Origin of the sequence: Nesterenkonia sp. CL21, assembly GCF_031705515.1 — a bacterium.
GTDB classification, from domain to species: Bacteria; Actinomycetota; Actinomycetes; order Actinomycetales; family Micrococcaceae; genus Nesterenkonia; species Nesterenkonia aethiopica.
The window spans coordinates 23,365-40,791 of the sequence record NZ_JAUTWR010000013.1; the positions used below are offsets into that span (position 1 = coordinate 23,365).

Below are 17,427 nucleotides of genomic sequence, written 5' to 3' on the forward strand. Positions count from 1 at the left end.
CGAGCCGGTGCGACGACAGCGAGGTTCGGGACGGCAGCGAGGTTCGGGAAGGCTCTGGGTCAGTGTTCTGAAGCTGCCCGTCCTCCTCGCCGCCATGGCGTTAGGCGTCTCCTCCGGAGGGTCCGCCGCGGCGGAACCGGCTGACACGGTCTCGGTCGAGAACCTCGGCACAGGCAGCGAGGCGTTCCCAGTGACGGCCTCCGGGCTGATCGACGACACGATGTTCGTGGTGAGCCGTCATATGTCGCTGCGGCCTGGTGTGGTGGCCGGATTCGACCCCGACGACGGCTCGCTCACCCATCAGGAGGAGGTCGTCGTCGAGGGCGAGCCCAGTCATGGGACCTGGGGCGCCACGGTCTCCGGCGAGGAGCTCTACATCGGAATGAGCTTCGACGGGCCGCGGCGGTCGTCCATCATGCGTCTCGATCCGGTGACCGGTGCGCTCGACGAGGTCGGGTCGACGGCGCCCGCCCGGGTGATCTGGGACATGGCCACCGCACCCGACGGGACCATCTACGCGGTCACCTCCCGGCAGAACAACGCAGGACTGTGGGAGCACGATCCCGACGACGGCTCCACCGAGTTCCTCGGGCACTTCCAGGACGACGTCCGCCAGGACGCCCGCAGCGTGGCAGCGACACAGGACACCGTCTTCATCGGCCTCGGCAACGCCTCGGCGGACCTGATCGCCTATGACCGCCACAGCGAGGACTCGACCTCCATCCTCCCGTCCGAGCTCGACGAGGCCACCTACATCTATGCGCTGGAGGCGTCAGAGGACGTGCTGGCCGCCGGCACCCGGGGCCCGGCCACGTTGACGGTCATGGACCCCGAGGACCCGGAGGACTATGAGGTCCACGAGGTGCCCACCGGCACGGTGCAGGCGCTCGAGATCGTCGAGGACACGGTGTACTTCACCAGCGGATCCACGGTGTGGCGCCAGCGGATCGGGGAGGACGCCCCGGAGCAGATCGCGGAGCTCGACCTCCCGGGAGGTCAGACGCGCGGCCTCTACCACCGGGACGGGATCCTCCACGGTGTGGGGAACCTGGGCCATCTGTGGAGCGTGGAGGTGGATGACGGGTCCTGGGAGGTGCTGGACCTCGCTCCCGCGCAGGCGACCCTGTCCGGCGGGGCCGACCGGAGCGGAGTGCATCGGACCCGGATCCGCCAGGGCGAACCCGCCCAGTCCCTCGTCGCAACGCCTGAGGCCGTGTTCACCGGCGGGCACTTCACCCTCGGCGTGAGGGACCTGGTCACCGGTGAGGCCGATCAGGTGTCCCTGCCCGGAGAGCCCAAGGGCGCTGTCGCCGTCGGCGACCGCCTGTATCTGGCCATGTACTCCTCGGGCGAGCTGCTCCGCTACGACGTCGACACCCAGGAGCAAGAGGTGGTCGCCCAGGCGCCGGAGGGCCACAACCGGCCCCGCGCGCTGGCCCACGATGAGGACACCGGCCGGCTCGTCATGGCGGTGCAGGCTGATTCGGGCGGAGGCGGGTCGGTCCTGCTCCATGATCCGGCCGACGGGGGCACCCAGATCCTCGAGCCGTTCCAGGGCCGATCCGCCAGCGCCGTGGCGGCCGACGGCGGCCTGGCGTACGTGGCCGGCAGCACCGGCATGCAGGACGACGAGGCGCCCGCGGAGGTCATCGCCCTCGACCTGCGCACCGGTGAGGTCCTGTGGCGCACGACGCCGGTCCCGGATTCCGGGGTCATCACCGGGCTGGCGGTGGATGGAGACCGACTCCACGGGCTCACCGCCGACGGGCAGACGTTCGTCATGGACACCGGGACCCAGCGGGTCGCTGCCCGGTCGGAGGCGCCCGGGCCCGGGGATCTGCTGCTCCACCGCGGCGACGTCTACGGGGCCTCAGACGACCAGCTCTACCGAGTGGACTCGGAGACGGCGGAGACCGAGGTGCTCCTGGACGACCTGGAGGGGGAATGGTTCACCTGGCCGGGACTCGCCTCGGACGGGAGCTCCCTCTATGTGATGTCGGGCAACGACGTGCTGAAGGTCGGCGGGGGGCCGGCGGGTCAGTCGTCCCCGGAACCCGTGACGACCGACCCGCCGATCGCGGTGCTGGTGCTGAGCATCGGCGGTGCCGCCGCAGGCGTCGTCGTGCTGGTCCTGCTGCGGGCGCGGCGACGTCGGGACGCCCGCAGGCCGGTAACATGGCCCCCTGGAGCATCACCCACCGACAGGAGAGACCCGTGACCGATCCGAACCGCCCTGAGCGTCCTGTGGTGATTGTGGGGCAGGGGTATGTGGGGTTGCCGTTGGCTCAGGCGGCGGTGGCTGCGGGTGTTTCGGTGGTGGGGTTTGATGTTTCGGAGTCGTTGGTGGCTCAGCTGAATGCGGGGGTCTCGCATGTGGATGATCTCAGTGATGCTGACGTCGCGGTGATGGTGGGTCAGGGGTTCCGTGCCAGTACGGATCCGGCCGATCTGGCCGCTGCGTCGGTGGTGGTGATCTGTGTGCCGACTCCGCTCAGTGAGGAGGGTGGTCCGGATCTGCGGGCGGTGGAGGCGTCGGCGGGCACGATTGCGGAGCATCTGAGTCCGGGGACCACGGTGATTCTGGAGTCGACGACGTATCCGGGCACCACTGATGGTGTGGTGCTGCCGATTCTTGAGTCTTCGGGTCTGGTGCATGGTCGGGACTTTCTGCTGGCTTATTCCCCGGAGCGGGTGGATCCTGGGTCGACTCGGTTTGGGATCGTCAATACGCCGAAGTTGGTGGGTGGGTTGACTGCTGAGGCGACTCAGGCGGCGGTGGCGTTCTATTCGCGGTTTGTGGCTGAGGTGGTGCCGATGTCGGGTACTAAGGAGGCGGAGACGGCGAAGTTGTTGGAGAACACGTATCGGCATGTGAATATCGCTCTGGTCAATGAGATGGCGCGGTTCTGTCATGATCTGGGGATTGATATCTGGGAGGTGATCCGGGGGGCGGCGACGAAGCCGTTCGGGTTCCAGAAGTTCACTCCGGGTCCTGGGGTCGGGGGGCATTGCATTCCGATCGATCCGAATTATCTGAGTTTTCAGGTGCGGAAGACTCTGGGGTATCAGTTCCGGTTTGTGGAGTTGGCGCAGGAGATCAATAATTCGATGCCGCAGTATGTGGTGTCGCGGGTGGGGGATGCGCTCAATGAGGTGGGTAAGCCGCTGAATGGGTCGCGGGTTCTGTTGTTGGGGGTGACGTATAAGCCGGATATTGCGGATCAGCGGGAGTCTCCGGCGGTGCCGGTGGCGAAGGTGCTCAGGGAGAAGAGGGCCGATGTCTGGTTCCATGATCCTTATGTGGAGTCTTGGCATGTGGGTGGTGGGGTGTGGCAGCGGGTTGCTGATTTGGATGAGGCGTTGGTAGAGGCGGATGTTGTGGTGGTGCTGCAGCCGCATGGTGTTTATGATCTGGGGGCGATTGGGCGGGTTGTTCGGCGGGCTGGGGGGTTGGTCTTCGATACTCGGGGGGCGACGTCCTGTGATGACATCGAACGGCTCTGAGGCAGGCGCGTCATGACAGCACAGCACCCTGTGCGGGCCGAGGCACGGGCCGAGGTGCGGCGTCGGATCCTGGTGGTGACCAGCAACGGATCCGGGATGGGGCATCTGACCAGGATGCTCGCCGTGGCCACCCGCATGCCCCCGGAGACCGACGTCACCTTCGCCTCGCTGTCCACCGGCGTCTCCGTGGTGGGCCGCTATGACATGCCGTACGAATACATCAGCTCTCCCTCAGCGCTGAACATGGGATGGACCGCGTGGGAGGGCTATCTCCACGGACGGCTGTCCCTGCTGCTGGACGCCCTGGAGCCGGACACGCTCGTCTTCGACGGCACCCAGCCCTACCGCGGGCTGCTGCGTGCCATGGAGGGACGCGACCTGCGCGCCGTCTGGATGCGTCGGGGCATGTGGCTTCCCGACGTCGGGGAGGGCGTGCTGGAGCGCGGCCGGCACTTCGACCAGATCATCGAGCCCGGGGAGCTGGCGGCAGACCACGACGCCGGCGTCACCGCGGGCCGTGACGATGCGGCCCCGGTGCCCCCGATCACTCTGCTCTCCGACGAGCAGCTCCTCACCCGGCACCAGGCCCGCCGCGAGCTCGGCTACGACGAGGGTGAGGACGTGGCGCTGGTGACGCTGGGCGCCGGCAACATCAACGACACCTCCAGCCTGCAGGAGACGATCCTCGACTGGTTCCGGCGGGAGCGCCCGGACTGGCGGGTGGTGGTCACCCGCTCGCCGATCGCCCGCGGCCGAGCGCAGGATGTCCGGACGCAGGTGGAGACGCTCCGGGAGTACCCCTTGGCCCGATTCGCCCGCGCCTTCGACGTCGTGGTCTCCGCCTGCGGGTACAACGCCTTCCACGAATGGCACCAGGCCGGGATCCCCGCCCTCTGGGTGCCGAACACGGAGACCGCCACCGATGATCAGCAGGCCCGCGGGCGGTGGGCGTCCGAGACGGGGACCGGTCTGTTGCATCGTCCGACCTGCGACGATCGGCATGCGCACGCCGACCTGGAGCAGCAGCTGGCCCGACTGACCGATGACGGCATCCGGGCGGAGCTCGCCCGTCGATGTGCGGAGGTCGCCTCCTCAGCCGGGGGGTCCGCGGCAGGGCCTGGTGGAGACGGCGCAGCCCAGGCGGCCCGGCTGATCCTGGGCGACGGCGACCACGAGACAGCACGAGACTGAGACAGCACGAGACTGAGACAGCACTTGTCGGAGACAATACGAGTCTGAGCGTCTGCGCCGTCGGAGGCAGACCGGCGGAGCGGCGAGACACTGAGGGAACGGAACTGAGAGAGCAACGATGACGTCCACGGAAGCACAGCATGACCAGAGGCCGAGCACCGGCCCGCGCCGTCGTCGGTCTGGGGGGATGACCGTGCTGGCGGACGAGCCGGGGCATCGCATCGTCCACCAGCCGGCCGAGGAGCCGAGCAGCGTGCTGCTCATCGGCTTCGGCGGCCCGAACTCGGGCGACGCCGACCGGGGGATCGGCCACCGTTTGGCGGCACGTCGCGGCTACGACTACATCTTTGTGAGCCGGGCAGCCTCCTCGCAGTACCAGGACCTGTCCCTCGAAGCCTTCGTGGACGCGGTCGGCGAGACGGCGGCCCAGCATGACCGCGTCGTGGCCTACGGCGCCGCGGTGGGCGGCTACGCCGCCGTCTACTACGGCGGCGCGATCGGAGCGAAGGTCATCGCGGCCTCACCGCGGAACCCCGCCCACCCGTCGGCGGGCAGCCGCCGCCATCGGGAGCAGCCGTTCCGCCACCGGGAGATCAGCGAGCAGCCGACGTCACAGGTGGCCCCTGTCATCCTGTGCGATCCGCAGCGGGACGAGGACGTCCGCTTCATCGAGGACCACATCCGCCCGGTGTACCCGGGGGGCGACTATCTGCAGTTCCCGTACACCGGACGCCGCGTGCTGGAGGTTCTGCGGGAGAACGGACTGGCGGACGAGTTTCTGGTCAGCGTCATCGAAGCGGACATCGTCCCGCCGATCGAGCTGCCGACCGAGGGAGAGCCGACCTATCATGCCGAACGTGGTCGCGAGCTCGCCCGGCAGGGCCGATGGGCCGAAGCCGAGCGGCACCTGGTGGAGGCGCTGCGGCTTCGGCCCACCCGTTCCGCCGTCCTGAGCCTGGGCAGGGTCTATGCGCAGACCGACCGTCCCGCCGCCTTGGCGGAGCTGGAGGCTCAGGCCCGGACGCACCAGACCGAGACGTGGGTCGAGCAGCAGTTCGCGAAGCTCCGAGCCGGGCTGACGGCACCGGATCGGACGGCCACGGCGTCGTCCCGCCCCCGCCTGGGCCAGGCACCCTGGCCGCCGTCGGACGTGGGGGCATGCCGCTCCTCGGATGCTGTGATCGTGGAGCACCGCCCCCGGCAGACTGAACCCGCCGAACCGCGCGAGGACTTCAGCCATCTGCGGTACAGCCGCGGTTACCTCTACGTCCGGGACCGGAGCGTGCAGGCCCCGGCCAAGCACTGGGAGCACGTGGCCTTCGCCGGCGGCACCTTCCACTGGGACCCCCGGTCCGCTCTGGCGGTGGCACGTCAGGGGGACGCCGAGGTGCTGGTCTGTGGGCACGTGCTCCACACCGGCTGGCGCACCACAGACGCCGCCGAGGTGGCTCGTCGACTGGCGGCCTCTCTGGCGGTCAGCCGAGAGAGCTTCCTGGACGACCTGGAGGACATGTTCGGCCAGTACGTGGTGCTGGACCGTCAGGGCGGCACCCTGAAGGCCCAGACCGACGGCTCCGGGGCCCGGGCGATGTTCCACGACACCGAGGCCCGGCTGTTGGGGTCCCACATCAACCTGGTGGGCACGGCCGCCGGTGCCCCGCCGAGCCGGATCGCGAAGTGGATCGGGGACACCCAGTCCTTCGACATGCCCGGCCGGTCCACCGAGTATGAGGGCATCTGGTTCCTCATGCCGAACACGGAGGTCACCGTCGGCACCGGGCAGATCACCCGGATCGGCCCGCGCCCCTATGACCCGCTCACCGTGGACCAGGCGGTGGACGCGATGCTGCCGCAGCTGGAGATCCAGCGGGACCTGCTGCTGGCCGAGGACCGCCAGATCCTGCTGTCCATGAGTGCCGGGGTGGACACCCGCACCTCGCTGGCGGCGTTCCACGGGCACTATGACGCCCTGAAGACCTTCACCTACTCGAAGGAGAAGCGGAAGGGCGACGCCACTGCGCGCATGCTGTCCCGGGACGGGCAGCTGGCCGCCCGCATCGCTGAGCGCTTCGACCTCGACCATACGGTCTTCCACCTCGACGAGGAGGAGCCCACCCCGGAGGCGTTCCGTGCCGTGTTGGAGGAGGCCAGCCCTCGGGCGCACATGCGCAAGCTCGCCTGGGTGTATCACCGGAAGCTCCCGCATGACGCCATCCACATCCGTTCCCAGGTCAACGGCATCGGCAAATGGCACTACGGGCACCTGATGCACCACGCGGAGGACCACAACTTCAGCGCGGAGCGGATGGCGACGCTGACCAAGCACGGCCGCGCGCTGCGCCGGACCAAGAAGCCCCGCTCAGCCTTCCGCCCCGGCATCGAGGCCTTCCAGGAGTACATCGACTCCACCCAGCTGCGCAGCGTGCCCAACGGCTATCTGCTCAGCGACATCTTCCAGTGGGAGCACCGCACCGCCTACTGGGGTCTGGCACACCTGGTCGAATCCGACTTCACCTTCGACACGTACTCCATGTACGGCTCTCGGCGGATGATCCAGCTCATGCTGCACGTCCCGGAGGCCGTCAGGGCGCAGAAGGGGCTCTTCCGGGCCATCATCGAACGCAGCGAACCCCGTCTGGCGCGCTATTACGTCAACGGCAAGAAGTGGCGGGCACCGGATCTGAGCATCCCGGTGGCCGAGTTCCAGCGCGGCGAGAAGTCCTACGGCCACAAGAAGGAGCTCCAGCGGGAGAACGCAGCCCTGAAGAGGCAGCTCGAGGAGGCCCAGGCGGAGCTCGCCGAGCTGCGGGCGGATCGCCAGTCTGACGAGGGCTGACCGGGGAGGACGACATCGTGACGCTGGAGCCTGTGCGCACCGGGAGCCACCCAGAACCCTTCTCTCCGGAGATCATGCGAGATGCCTGGGGGTACAAGCTGGTCAGCTACTCTCTGGCTCTGGAGGCCTGGCGCCGTGGGCTCACGGTGCGAGTCCTCGACGGCAGCATCCGGCGCTTCTCCGTCGCCGACGGGGAACGGACCGTGCGATTCGACAAGTCGCGACCCTCGACGACCAGCCACACCGCCGTCGTCCTCGAACAGGACAAGGCGGCCGCCAACCAGCGCCTCGCTGCCGCAGGCGTCCCGACGCCGGAGACCTCGGTCGTCGATGTCAGTCGCCAGTCGGAGCAGGCGCTGTACGACGCGGTGCATGCCAAGGGATGGCCCGTGGTGCTCAAACCGGCGAGAGGCAGCATGGGCCGGGGAGTCTTCACCGACGTCCGGGATGACGCGACCGTGGAGTCCTGCCTGCGCATCCTGCGCGACGAGATGGCGGTGGATCAGATCATCGTGGAGCGCCACGTGCCGGGAGATGACCACCGCGTGCTCGTGGTCGCCGGGCGTGCGGTGGCAGCCTGTCGTCGCGATCCCGCGAACGTCGTGGGGGACGGGGACCACACCGTGGAGGAGCTCGTGGCGGCGAAGAACCGCGCCCGTGCGGCCAACCCTCATCTCACCTCGATCGGATGGGACGCCGAGACCGATCGGTATCTCGCCGCTCAGGGCCTGGCCCTCGACGCGGTGCCGACGGCCGGCCAGACAGTGCGTCTGAGGGGCAAAGCGAACGCCAGCGCCGGCGGAGACAGCATCGACGTCACGGGCCGGCTCCCCGAGCATGTCCTCACGATCGCTGAGAACGCCGCCCGAGCCATCCCCGGGCTGGTGGTGGCCGGCGTCGATGTCCTCTACTCTCCCGAAGGAGCAGACGGCGCCCCGGAGAGCTGTGCCGTCATCGAGATCAACTCCCGACCCGGCATCGCGATCCACATGTACCCCTGGGAGGGCACCGGGCGGGACGTGCCACGAGAGATCATCGACGCCGTGTTCCCCGACTCCCAGCCTCCAGGGGCGGCGGACGCGCAGCTCCACTGGCCGTTGCGTCCCGTGCTGGACCTGATCGGCGACGGTGTGGCCTCTGAGGTCGAAATCGCGCCGGTGCCTGCCCATCGTTTCGCCCATCGCCGGCGCTTCCGGCTGACCGGCGGGATCACGGTCACCTCCCGGCAGCGGTCCCGGCTGGTCTACGGGGTGAAGAAGCTCGGTGTCACAGGCTCCCTGACCGCCCGGACCACGGCCGACGGCGAGACGGAGACCGAGATGATCGTCTGCGGTCCGCGCTGGGCGGTGCGGTCCTTCACCGCGCATGCGGGAAAGGTCCTCGGGGTGGACTGGGGGAGCGGGGAGCCATGGAAGGGTCCGGTCACTCCGGGATTCGACCTGTCGTCGCCGAACCCGTGACGAGGCTGAGGGTCCGGTGGCCCCAGTTCGGCAGTGATGCGGGCCACCAGCGGCTAGGATCGACAGGAAGCCCTGCGGACGTGCCAGTGAAGGAGCTGAGATGGCGCTCGAAGAGTTCGACTTCCCCTCCCACAACGGCCGGGACCGTATCCACGCGTGGATCTACACCCCCGTCGTCCCACCACGCGGAATCGTCCAGGTGATCCACGGCCTCGGTGAGCACTCCCGCCGCTACCTGCGGCTCATCACGCGCCTCCTCGACGAGGGCTTCATCGTCGCCGCAGACGACCACGCCGGCCATGGCAAGACTGCCATGGAGTCCGGGGTGTGGGCCGACACGGGACCGGAAGGCGCCGAAGCCGTGGTCGCCGACGAGGCCGCGCTCCGCAGGTCCGTCACGGCCCAGCACCCGGACCTGCCCTACTTCGTCTTCGGCCACAGCTGGGGTTCGATCATCGCCCGCATGCTGACCGCGCGGGACCCTGAGGGGATCTCCGGACTGCTGCTCGGCGGGATCGCCGCCCAGGTGCGTTCGATGGACACCCTGGACCTCGCCGCCGTCGAGGCCGCGATCGCAGACGGCGACGGCTCCCGCCCCGCAGAGGAGTTCCTGCCCGCCCTGTTCGACGGATTCCTGGCGCGGTACGAGGACGTCCAGGGCCCCACGGACTGGGTGGCGCTGGACCGCCATGTGGTGAGCGACCACGCGCAGGACCCGCTGAACAGATTCGGCGAGCCGCTCTCTCTGCGCTTCCTGCATGACTTCGTCTCGCTGTACCGGGAGTCGAACGACCCCCAGACCCTTTCCAGGATCCCGACCGACCTGCCGGTCCTGATCCTCGCCGGCGATCAGGACCCCGTCACCAACTACGGCGAGGGCGCCTACCATGTGGCCAACGCGCTTGCTGAGTCCGGGAACCGGAAGGTCCGCACCCGCGTCTACAGCGGCTACCGCCACGAGGTGCACAACGAACCGCCCATCCGTGACGACGTCGCGGGCGAGATCCTCTCGTTCCTGGAGACCGCCCTGAGGTGATCAGCCTCCGGCCGGGGCGGGTGCGCCGATCCGCTCCATGGCGTCCAGGATTCTGGCTGTGACTTCGCGTCCGGTCCCGTAGGCGGGCCACTGATTCATCGACAGGTTCGCCCGGGAGTTCAGCTCCGTGATGTAGGCGCCCTCGCCGCTGCGCACATCGGGCACCATGAGGTCCAGGCCGACGGCGTGCAGCCCGGGGATCGCCGCGGCCGTCTCCACCGAGAGCCGCGCCAGGTCCTCATGCAGCTCCTCGGTGACGTCTACATTGATGCCGCCGGTCCCCAGGTAGGGTTCCGCGTTGAGCAGCACCACCTGGCCCTGGGCGGGGCTGTCCTGCTTCTCCAGACCTTGGGCGGCCAGCACGGCATCATCGACCATGAGCTTCTTCGACCGTAGGTAGGCGTGCGAGGAGCGCATGGTGGTCAGCTCCTCGACCAGCCCGGACACGCTGGTGGTCCCATCGCCCACCACATGGGCGGGCACCCGCACGGCGGCGCCGATCAGCTCTCCTTCGACCACGTAGGTACGCAGGTCGATGCCTTCCACGTGGTCCTCCAGGATCAGGCGGCCGTTGGCGGTCTCCCGGCGTGCTTGGGCCCAGGCGGAGCGCATCTGCTCCTCGGTGGTGATGTTCGTGGTCACCCCGCGGCCGGCGTTGCCGTCCGAGGGTTTGAGCACCAGGGGGCGGAAGTCCACGCTCCTGAGATGCTCGAGCGCGGCCGGCAGCTGCCGGACCGTGAGGAACACCCCCTGGGGGATCGGGGCCCCTGCCTGGTCCAGGGCGACCTTGGTCAGTGTCTTGGACAGGCACACCCGCTCGGCCAGGCCGCCGGTCAGGGAGGGGGCGAAGCGGTTGAGCCCACCCACCAGGGTGCCGTCCCGGAAGAACATAGCGGTCTTGCCGTGCTCGATGACTTCCATGCCGCGGGTTCGGGCGCCGGCCATGATGCCGCCCCGGTGGCCGGGCCACTCGGCGTAGGTGTTCATCTCCCGGTACCGGGGGGCGATGTGCCGCTCGATGAAGCGGCGGTGCGGGGCCAGGTGAGCGATCGTCACAGGGGTCTCCTCATAGCGGCTCCGGGTGTCCTCTCAGCCCTGGAGCGTGGGTCGAAGGTCAGGTCGAAGGTCGGGGTCGACGCAGGGGTCAGTCGTTCTCCACGGCGGTCCGCAGGTCGGTCAGGAACTGGTCGATCTCCGGCCTGGTCCACGGGCCGTCCTCGTAGAGGGCCAGGATCTCGGCGATGTGCTCGGCCGCCTCCCGCCACTGCTCGGAGGAGACCAGGCCGAGCTTCTTGAGGTACCAGTTGACCACGTAGCCCTCCAGGCGGGTCCGCCGGTAGTCCTCCAGCAGGCCCTCCTCGCGCAGCCAGGCCACCCGGTCCTGTTCCAGGGGCAGGTACCTGGCGAAGTACCGGGGGGAGACGGCGTTGACCGCCGACCCGGTGACCTCGCTGTAGTACGCGTTGACGTCGACGTCCACCGTGCGGATCCGCCGGGCGTGATGCAGCATCTGCTGGGACAGGTAGTTGTCCTGGCCCAGCGCACCCAGCGGCATCTGCAGGTCCAGCGGCTGCAGCCAGGAGGTGCGGATCACCGCCGCATGGATGCGTAGGGAGCGGAATCCCCACCGGGCCAGCGAATCCTTCGGCAGCACCAGGGTGCCGGCGGCGTCGGGAGCCGGGGTGTCGTCAGCGGACTCGCCGAACACCTCCTGGAGCTCCTGGTGATGGTCGATGCGCAGTCTCCGGGTGGACCAGCGCAGCACGTTGCCCATCGCCAGGTCCGCCTCCGGGTGGGCATCGAGCTCCTCCACCAGTCGGGCCAGACCCCCGCAGACCATCTCGTCGTCGGGATCCAGATAGGCCACGTACTCGGTGGCCGTCAGCTGGATGCCCAGGTTCCGCGGTCGGGAGGCCGAGCCGGAGCCCCCCGGCGCGAAGTGATACGCGGTCACGTTCGGGTGCTCCGCTGCCAGCTCGTCCACCGTGGTGGCGGTGACCGCATCGGTGGAGCCGTCGTCGATCAGCAGCACCTGCATCTGGGAGAACAGCGCGGACCGTCGCAGGGAGGCGAAGCCCTTGTGCCGCAGATGGGAGCCGTTGTTGTACACCGGCACGATGACGGTGAGCCGCAGCCCCAGCTGCTCGGCGCGACGCCGGACCTCGACGGCGACGGCCGCCGCGTCGTCGTCACGATCCCGGGGCGCGGCGCTGCGGGCGAGCACCCCGTCAGCGGGCCCGTGCTCGCCATGGTCGATCGCGTAGACGGCGAATTCCCGGCGCGCGGCGCGCAGCCGCTCCCGGTTCGCCAGCAGCGCCGGCTCCGGCCGCCACCAGGCGGTCAGCTCCAGGGGCGCGGCGTCGCCGTCGAGACGTCGATGCGCCCACCGGTCGGCGGACTCCGCCGGGCCCTCGAGCTTCGTGGTCACCGGTGCCGACTGGTAGGCGAAGGCGGCCAGATGGTCGGCCGCATACTCCGGCCCGTAGGCCCGCTCGGGGGAGACCGGAAGCAGCATCTCGACCGTCCCGGCCCGTGCAGGGGCCTGCTCCCAGGTCACCAGCTCCACCGGACCGATGCTCTGCCGGTGCAGCTGGTGGGACAGCTCGGGAGTGATCCGGTCGGCGACGGCCAGCACCCTGGGCTCGGCGGGGCGCGCCGTGCCGGCGTCCACCCCGGCGACGCTGGCCAGATCATGGAGCCGGTCCACCACGTGGTCATGCAGGAACACCGTGCGCAGCCCGGCGGCCTGGATGCGCCGCAGCTCCTCCAGCGGCAGGGTCTCCAGGTGGGCGGCCACATCCTCGGCGGACTGCGCCAGATGCACGTGGGGATAGGCCGAGCTGAGCCCCTGGTTGTACGTGGAGAGCACCGCGGTGCCGCAGGCCTGCAGGGTCAGAGCGGTCGGGGAGCACGCCGTCTGGGAGGCCACGGTGGAGTTCAGGGCGATGGCCGCATCCGCGGCCCGATGCAGGGCGATCAGCTTCTTCGGCCCCAGCCGGGAGGCAAGATAGGGGGTGAACCCACGCGGGTAAGAGAACCGGTCGTCGCGGGTCGCCGCCTGAGACCGCGGATCGAGCAGCACCAGACGGCGGCCGGCACGGATCACCCCGTCCAACAGGGCGGCGGCATACTCACGGCGCTGGGGGAAGAGCTTCGCATGCCAGGTGCCCGCATAGGTGACCAGCTCGGCCGAGGCCGGACGGGTGCCGAGCGGAGAGTGCAGCAGCGGATTCACCGCAGGACGCATCACCTCCACCGTCCTAGCCCGCGGGCAGTCCGCGGCGTAGCGCTCCACCAGCTCCTCGGCGACGGTCAGCACATGGTCGGCCTGCTGGGCGACGTCCACCCAGTCGTCATAGAACCGGGTCTCTTGGGTCCCCCAGAACACCACGGGGATCCCAGCCTCACGGAAGGCCGGCATGATGGCACCGGTGATCCGACGGCGCACATACGTGCCGGGATCGCCTGCGCCCTTCCACGCATCCCGTCGCCCCTCCTGCACGGGGGCCACCAGCAGCAGGTCCGGGCGCTCCTGGATCGCGGCGTCGAGTGCGCCCCGCCAGGCGGTGGGCGCCAGATGGACCAGCTCCGCCGCTCCTTCCAGCGTATGGACCAGGTGCCGCTCGGCGATCAGCGCGATGCGCAGCCCGGTGCGCGGCCGGCTGATGCCCTCCTCACCCTCGGGCAGCGCGGCCAGCACCGGCCGCAGCTGCCGCAGCAGCTGGTCCGCGCCCGCCGCCCCGTGGGCGAAAGGGGTCGACCGGTGCGGCCCGGCCAGGTCGGCGTCGAGCAGGTACTCCTCGGCGGTGAGCCGGCCGGCGTGGACCTGGTCCAGCTGAGAGGAGGCGAGCTCCAGCTGACGCAGCCGGGAGGACAGCTCCGCCGTCGGGGTCGCAGGAACGTCCAGGCTCATCGGGCGATCTCCTTCACGTGCTCCTCATCCGGCTGCAGGAAGCGGCGGATGTCCGGGTCCTGCCAGTCATGGTCGCCGTAGAGCGCGGCCAGCTCACGGACGACGGCGGCGGCCTCCTCGCGTTGGTCCGCCGGAACCTGGTCCAGCTTGCCCAGATACCAGGAACGGAAGAACGGCTCCAGGCGGGTGTCCCGGTAGTCCTGCATCAGGCCGGTCTCCTGCAGCCAGGCGGTCCGGTCCTTCTCCAGGATCAGGTACTTGCGGAAATAGCGCGGCGAGACCACGTTCACAATGGAGGTGTCCACCGCACCGTAGTAGGTGTACACCGCCTTGGGCACCGTCAGGATCGCCGTCGAGTAGTAGAGCATCTGCTGGAAGAAATAGGTGTCCTGGCCGGTGGCGCCGACCGGCTGCACCAGGCCCAGTGACCTCAGCCAGGAGGTGCGGGCCACCACGGCCTCGATGGAGACCGGCACGAAGCCCAGCTCTCGCAGGGAGGATCGGGTGGGCCGCAGCAGCCCGTCACGCTCCTCGATGTGGCGCTCCATGTGGCTCACATAGTGCATGTGCTTGCGGCCGCTGCGCCACCGGATCATGTCCCCGACCGCGAACTCCGCCTCCGGCTGCTCCTCGAGCGCCTCCATGAGCACCGAGTATCCGTCCCGGTACTCCTCGTCATCCGGGTCCAGATAGGTGACGAACTCGGTGAAGCTCAGGGCCAGGCCGGTGTTCCGTGGCCGGGAGGCCGAGCCGGAGCCGCCCGGTGCGTGATGGAACGCGGTCACGTTGGGCCAGGCGGCGGCCAGCTCGTCCACCGTGTCCACCGTGTGCATGTCGGTGGAGCCGTCGTTGACCAGCAGGACGTGCATCGTCTCGAAGCTCCGGCTGCGCCGCAGCGACTGGAACGCCTTGTGCCGCAGATGGTCGGCGTTGTTGTAGATCGGCACCACCACGGCCAGCTTCAGGTCCAGCTCCTCCACCAGGGCCTGGCACTCGGCGGCCTTCTGCTCGAGATCATCGCCCCGGTACAGCGGCGCGTCCCCGGGGGCCGGGGTGGAGACGGTGATCGCGTCCTCGGCGGACCGGTGCCCCAGGTGGTCGATGGCATAGATCTCCGCGGTCTCCGCGTGGCGCCGCAGCGCCTCAGGGGAGGCCAGCTGCTCGGCGGCCGGCCGCCACCAGGAGGACAGCGACAGGTCCGGCAGGTCCGCGGAACCCCGGTGGCGCCGGTGCGCCAGGCGGTCGGTCTGCTCGGCGTCGCCGGCGAGCTTGTGGCTGGCAGCCGTCGCGCTGTAGGCGTAGGAGGCGGCGTGGTCGGCCACATAGGTGGGGGAGTAGCGCCGGTACGGCGAGACCGGCAGCAGGATGTCGAAGTCCCCTCGCCGCTGCGGCAGCTGGTCCCAGGAGACCAGCTCCACCGCCGAATGCGTCTGATGCTGCAGGTCTCGGGCCAGCTGCGGCGTCGGGTCCTCGGCCACGGCGAGGACCACGTCATGGTCCTGCGGCTCCGGCACTCCGGCCACCCGGCAGATGGCAGCCAGCCGGTTCACGCCGTGGTCGTCGCTGAAGACCTTCCGGATGCCGTCTCCCTGGATGCGCCGCAGCTCCTCCAGGGTGAGGGACTCCAGCATCGCGGCCACATCCCGGGTGGAGTTGGCGATGTGGACCTGCGGGTAGTAGGAGTTCACGCCCTGGTTGTAGCTGGAGATCACCATGGTGCCGGTGGCCTGCAGCTCCAGCACCCGGTTGGCGAACATCGTCTGGGAGGCCACCACCGAGTTCAGGTTCACCGCGATGTCCGTGCCGCGCTGCAGCAGCATCAGATCCTCGCGGTCCCGGGCCGGGGCGATGTAGGGGGCGTAGCCGGTGGGGAACGCGTAGCGAGGATCGCCCAGGAACAGGTCCGAGTTACGGTCGAAGATCACCAGCGGCCGGTCTGACAGGGCGATGCCGCTCAGGGCCCACATGCCGTAGCGGCTGCGCTGCGGGTACTTCTCCGGGAGCCAGGACCCGGCGAAGTGGACCAGGTCGCTCACGGCCGGGCGGGATCCGATGGGCGAGTGCACCAGGGGATTCACCGCGAAGGGCAGCACGTCGATGCTCTGCGCCTGCGGGCAGTCCCGCTCATAGTGCAGGATCATCTCCGCGGCCGTGGTGAAGATGTGGTCGGCGGCCTGGGCCAGCCCCACGAAGGAGGAGTAGTTCGGCGGGTCCTCCTTGCCGTAGAACACCACCGGGATCCCCCGCCGACGGTACGCCGGCATGATCTCTTCGACCGTCAGCCGGCGACGGTTCGACTCCGGATTCGACAGGCCCCGCCAGGAGCGTTCGTTGAGCCCGCGCCAGGTGGCCGCGACCAGGAGGATGTCCGGGAGCCGCTCCTGCTGCAGCGGCTCCTCCCAATTCCGGGGAGTGACCGGCACCAGATCAGCCAGGCCCTCGAAGGACTCGAAGAGGAACTTGTCAGAGATGATCGCGATGCGCAGTCCCGTGTGGGGCCGCGAGATGCCCATCTCACCGGCGGGCAGCTGACGCAGCTGCGGCAGCAGAGACTCGAAGAGCTCGCGGGCGTCCCGGACGTCATGGACGAACGGGGTGGAGACCGGTGCGGTGACCTCCGCTGAGGAGACCGGCTCAAGCAGCGAGGTGCGCGGGCGCAGCCCGGAGCTGACCTCCTCAAACTGCTGGAGACGGCGTCGCACCTGTCCGAGTCGGAACCTGACCGAGTGCGGCGCCCCGCTCACTGGCCCGCATCCGTCCGGGGGCCGGACTGGCGCACGCGCCGCAGCACGGGTTCCGGAGTGACGGTCCGCACCGCACGCTTCACCGAACGCTGCACCGCCCCCCGGGCCTGCTCGGCCCGGACCAGACGGTCCACCGAGCGGTCCACCTTCTTCAGGGATGTGCTCAGTGCGGCGAGCGGCTTCTCCAGGGCGGTCAGCCGCTTCTCCAACGACCCCAGCCGCTGCTCGACGCCGTCGAGACGCCGCTCCAGCTCCTGGAACCGCTTCGGGAAGCCGGACGGGACGCGCTGGGCGTAGTTCCCGGCCCTGCGGATCTCCTTGCGCAGCGTGTTCTCCGCCTGGCCCAGCCGCTCGTCGGAGACGGCCGGCGAGCTGGCGATCTTCGAGGCCAGGTTCTTCAGCACCCGCTGGGTCTCGTTCCGGTTGAACGTGTCCAGCTGCTGATACGTCCACTGCAGCTCGCGCAGCAGGGCCCGCTGCTGATCGAGCAGCGCCTCGACCACCTCCGGCATGGGCTCCTCGGCAGGCGCCGACTGGGCGGCGCTCACCTCATCTGCGGTGGTCTCCGTCGTCCCCTCGAGGATCGTCGCCTCATGGTCCGTTGCTGCCCCTGCACTCACGCGTGACTCCTTGTCCGTCCAGTCATCAAAGGTGTGCTGTGTTCTGTGCATGCCGTGATCAGCGCATGCTCTGCCCCGGAAGCCTCCCCCAGCTTCCGTGCCACTCAGTCTAAACGCCTCCGC

Annotated in this window: 10 protein-coding genes; 6 read left to right on the top strand and 4 right to left on the bottom strand. The window is 69.3% G+C overall.

Features of this window, described 5'->3' with window-relative positions:
* Window positions 1-94: 94 nt before the first annotated feature.
* The 6 genes from Q7C18_RS15240 (at window position 95) to Q7C18_RS15265 (ending at window position 10,027) form a co-directional block, all read left to right on the top strand.
* On the top strand, window positions 95-2,218 hold the full coding sequence (locus tag Q7C18_RS15240; protein WP_311026096.1) for a PQQ-binding-like beta-propeller repeat protein: 2,124 nt from the start codon (window positions 95-97) through the stop codon (window positions 2,216-2,218).
* Window positions 2,215-3,504 (top strand): nucleotide sugar dehydrogenase, encoded by a 1,290-nt coding sequence (locus Q7C18_RS15245; RefSeq protein ID WP_311026097.1) that lies wholly within the window; start codon window positions 2,215-2,217, stop codon window positions 3,502-3,504. Before Q7C18_RS15240 ends, Q7C18_RS15245 begins: the two co-directional genes overlap by 4 nt.
* 12 nt (window positions 3,505-3,516) lie before the next feature.
* Complete coding sequence (locus Q7C18_RS15250; RefSeq protein ID WP_311026098.1) at window positions 3,517-4,695, top strand: UDP-N-acetylglucosamine--LPS N-acetylglucosamine transferase; 1,179 nt, start codon at window positions 3,517-3,519, stop codon at window positions 4,693-4,695.
* Between the two features lie 118 nt (window positions 4,696-4,813).
* A complete protein-coding gene (locus Q7C18_RS15255; protein WP_311026099.1) occupies window positions 4,814-7,531 on the top strand; it encodes a hypothetical protein in 2,718 nt (905 codons plus the stop codon).
* A gap of 17 nt (window positions 7,532-7,548) precedes the next feature.
* Window positions 7,549-8,991 carry a hypothetical protein gene (locus Q7C18_RS15260; protein ID WP_311026100.1) on the top strand — a complete coding sequence of 481 codons (1,443 nt, stop codon included), beginning with the start codon at window positions 7,549-7,551 and terminating at the stop codon, window positions 8,989-8,991.
* A 100-nt stretch (window positions 8,992-9,091) separates the two neighbouring features.
* Window positions 9,092-10,027 (top strand): alpha/beta hydrolase, encoded by a 936-nt coding sequence (locus Q7C18_RS15265; protein ID WP_311026101.1) that lies wholly within the window; start codon window positions 9,092-9,094, stop codon window positions 10,025-10,027.
* On the opposite strand, the gene Q7C18_RS15270 is transcribed toward Q7C18_RS15265, so the two are convergent.
* From Q7C18_RS15270 to Q7C18_RS15285, 4 genes are all read right to left on the bottom strand, one after another.
* Window positions 10,028-11,083 (bottom strand): hypothetical protein, encoded by a 1,056-nt coding sequence (locus tag Q7C18_RS15270; RefSeq protein WP_311026102.1) that lies wholly within the window; start codon window positions 11,081-11,083, stop codon window positions 10,028-10,030.
* Window positions 11,084-11,171: 88 nt separating this feature from the next.
* Window positions 11,172-13,940 carry a glycosyltransferase family A protein gene (locus Q7C18_RS15275; RefSeq protein ID WP_311026103.1) on the bottom strand — a complete coding sequence of 923 codons (2,769 nt, stop codon included), beginning with the start codon at window positions 13,938-13,940 and terminating at the stop codon, window positions 11,172-11,174.
* Window positions 13,937-16,642 carry a glycosyltransferase gene (locus Q7C18_RS15280; RefSeq protein ID WP_311026104.1) on the bottom strand — a complete coding sequence of 902 codons (2,706 nt, stop codon included), beginning with the start codon at window positions 16,640-16,642 and terminating at the stop codon, window positions 13,937-13,939. The genes Q7C18_RS15275 and Q7C18_RS15280 overlap by 4 nt, the downstream gene beginning before the upstream one ends.
* 38 nt (window positions 16,643-16,680) lie before the next feature.
* On the bottom strand, window positions 16,681-17,304 hold the full coding sequence (locus Q7C18_RS15285; protein ID WP_311026105.1) for a hypothetical protein: 624 nt from the start codon (window positions 17,302-17,304) through the stop codon (window positions 16,681-16,683).
* Window positions 17,305-17,427 lie beyond the last annotated feature (123 nt).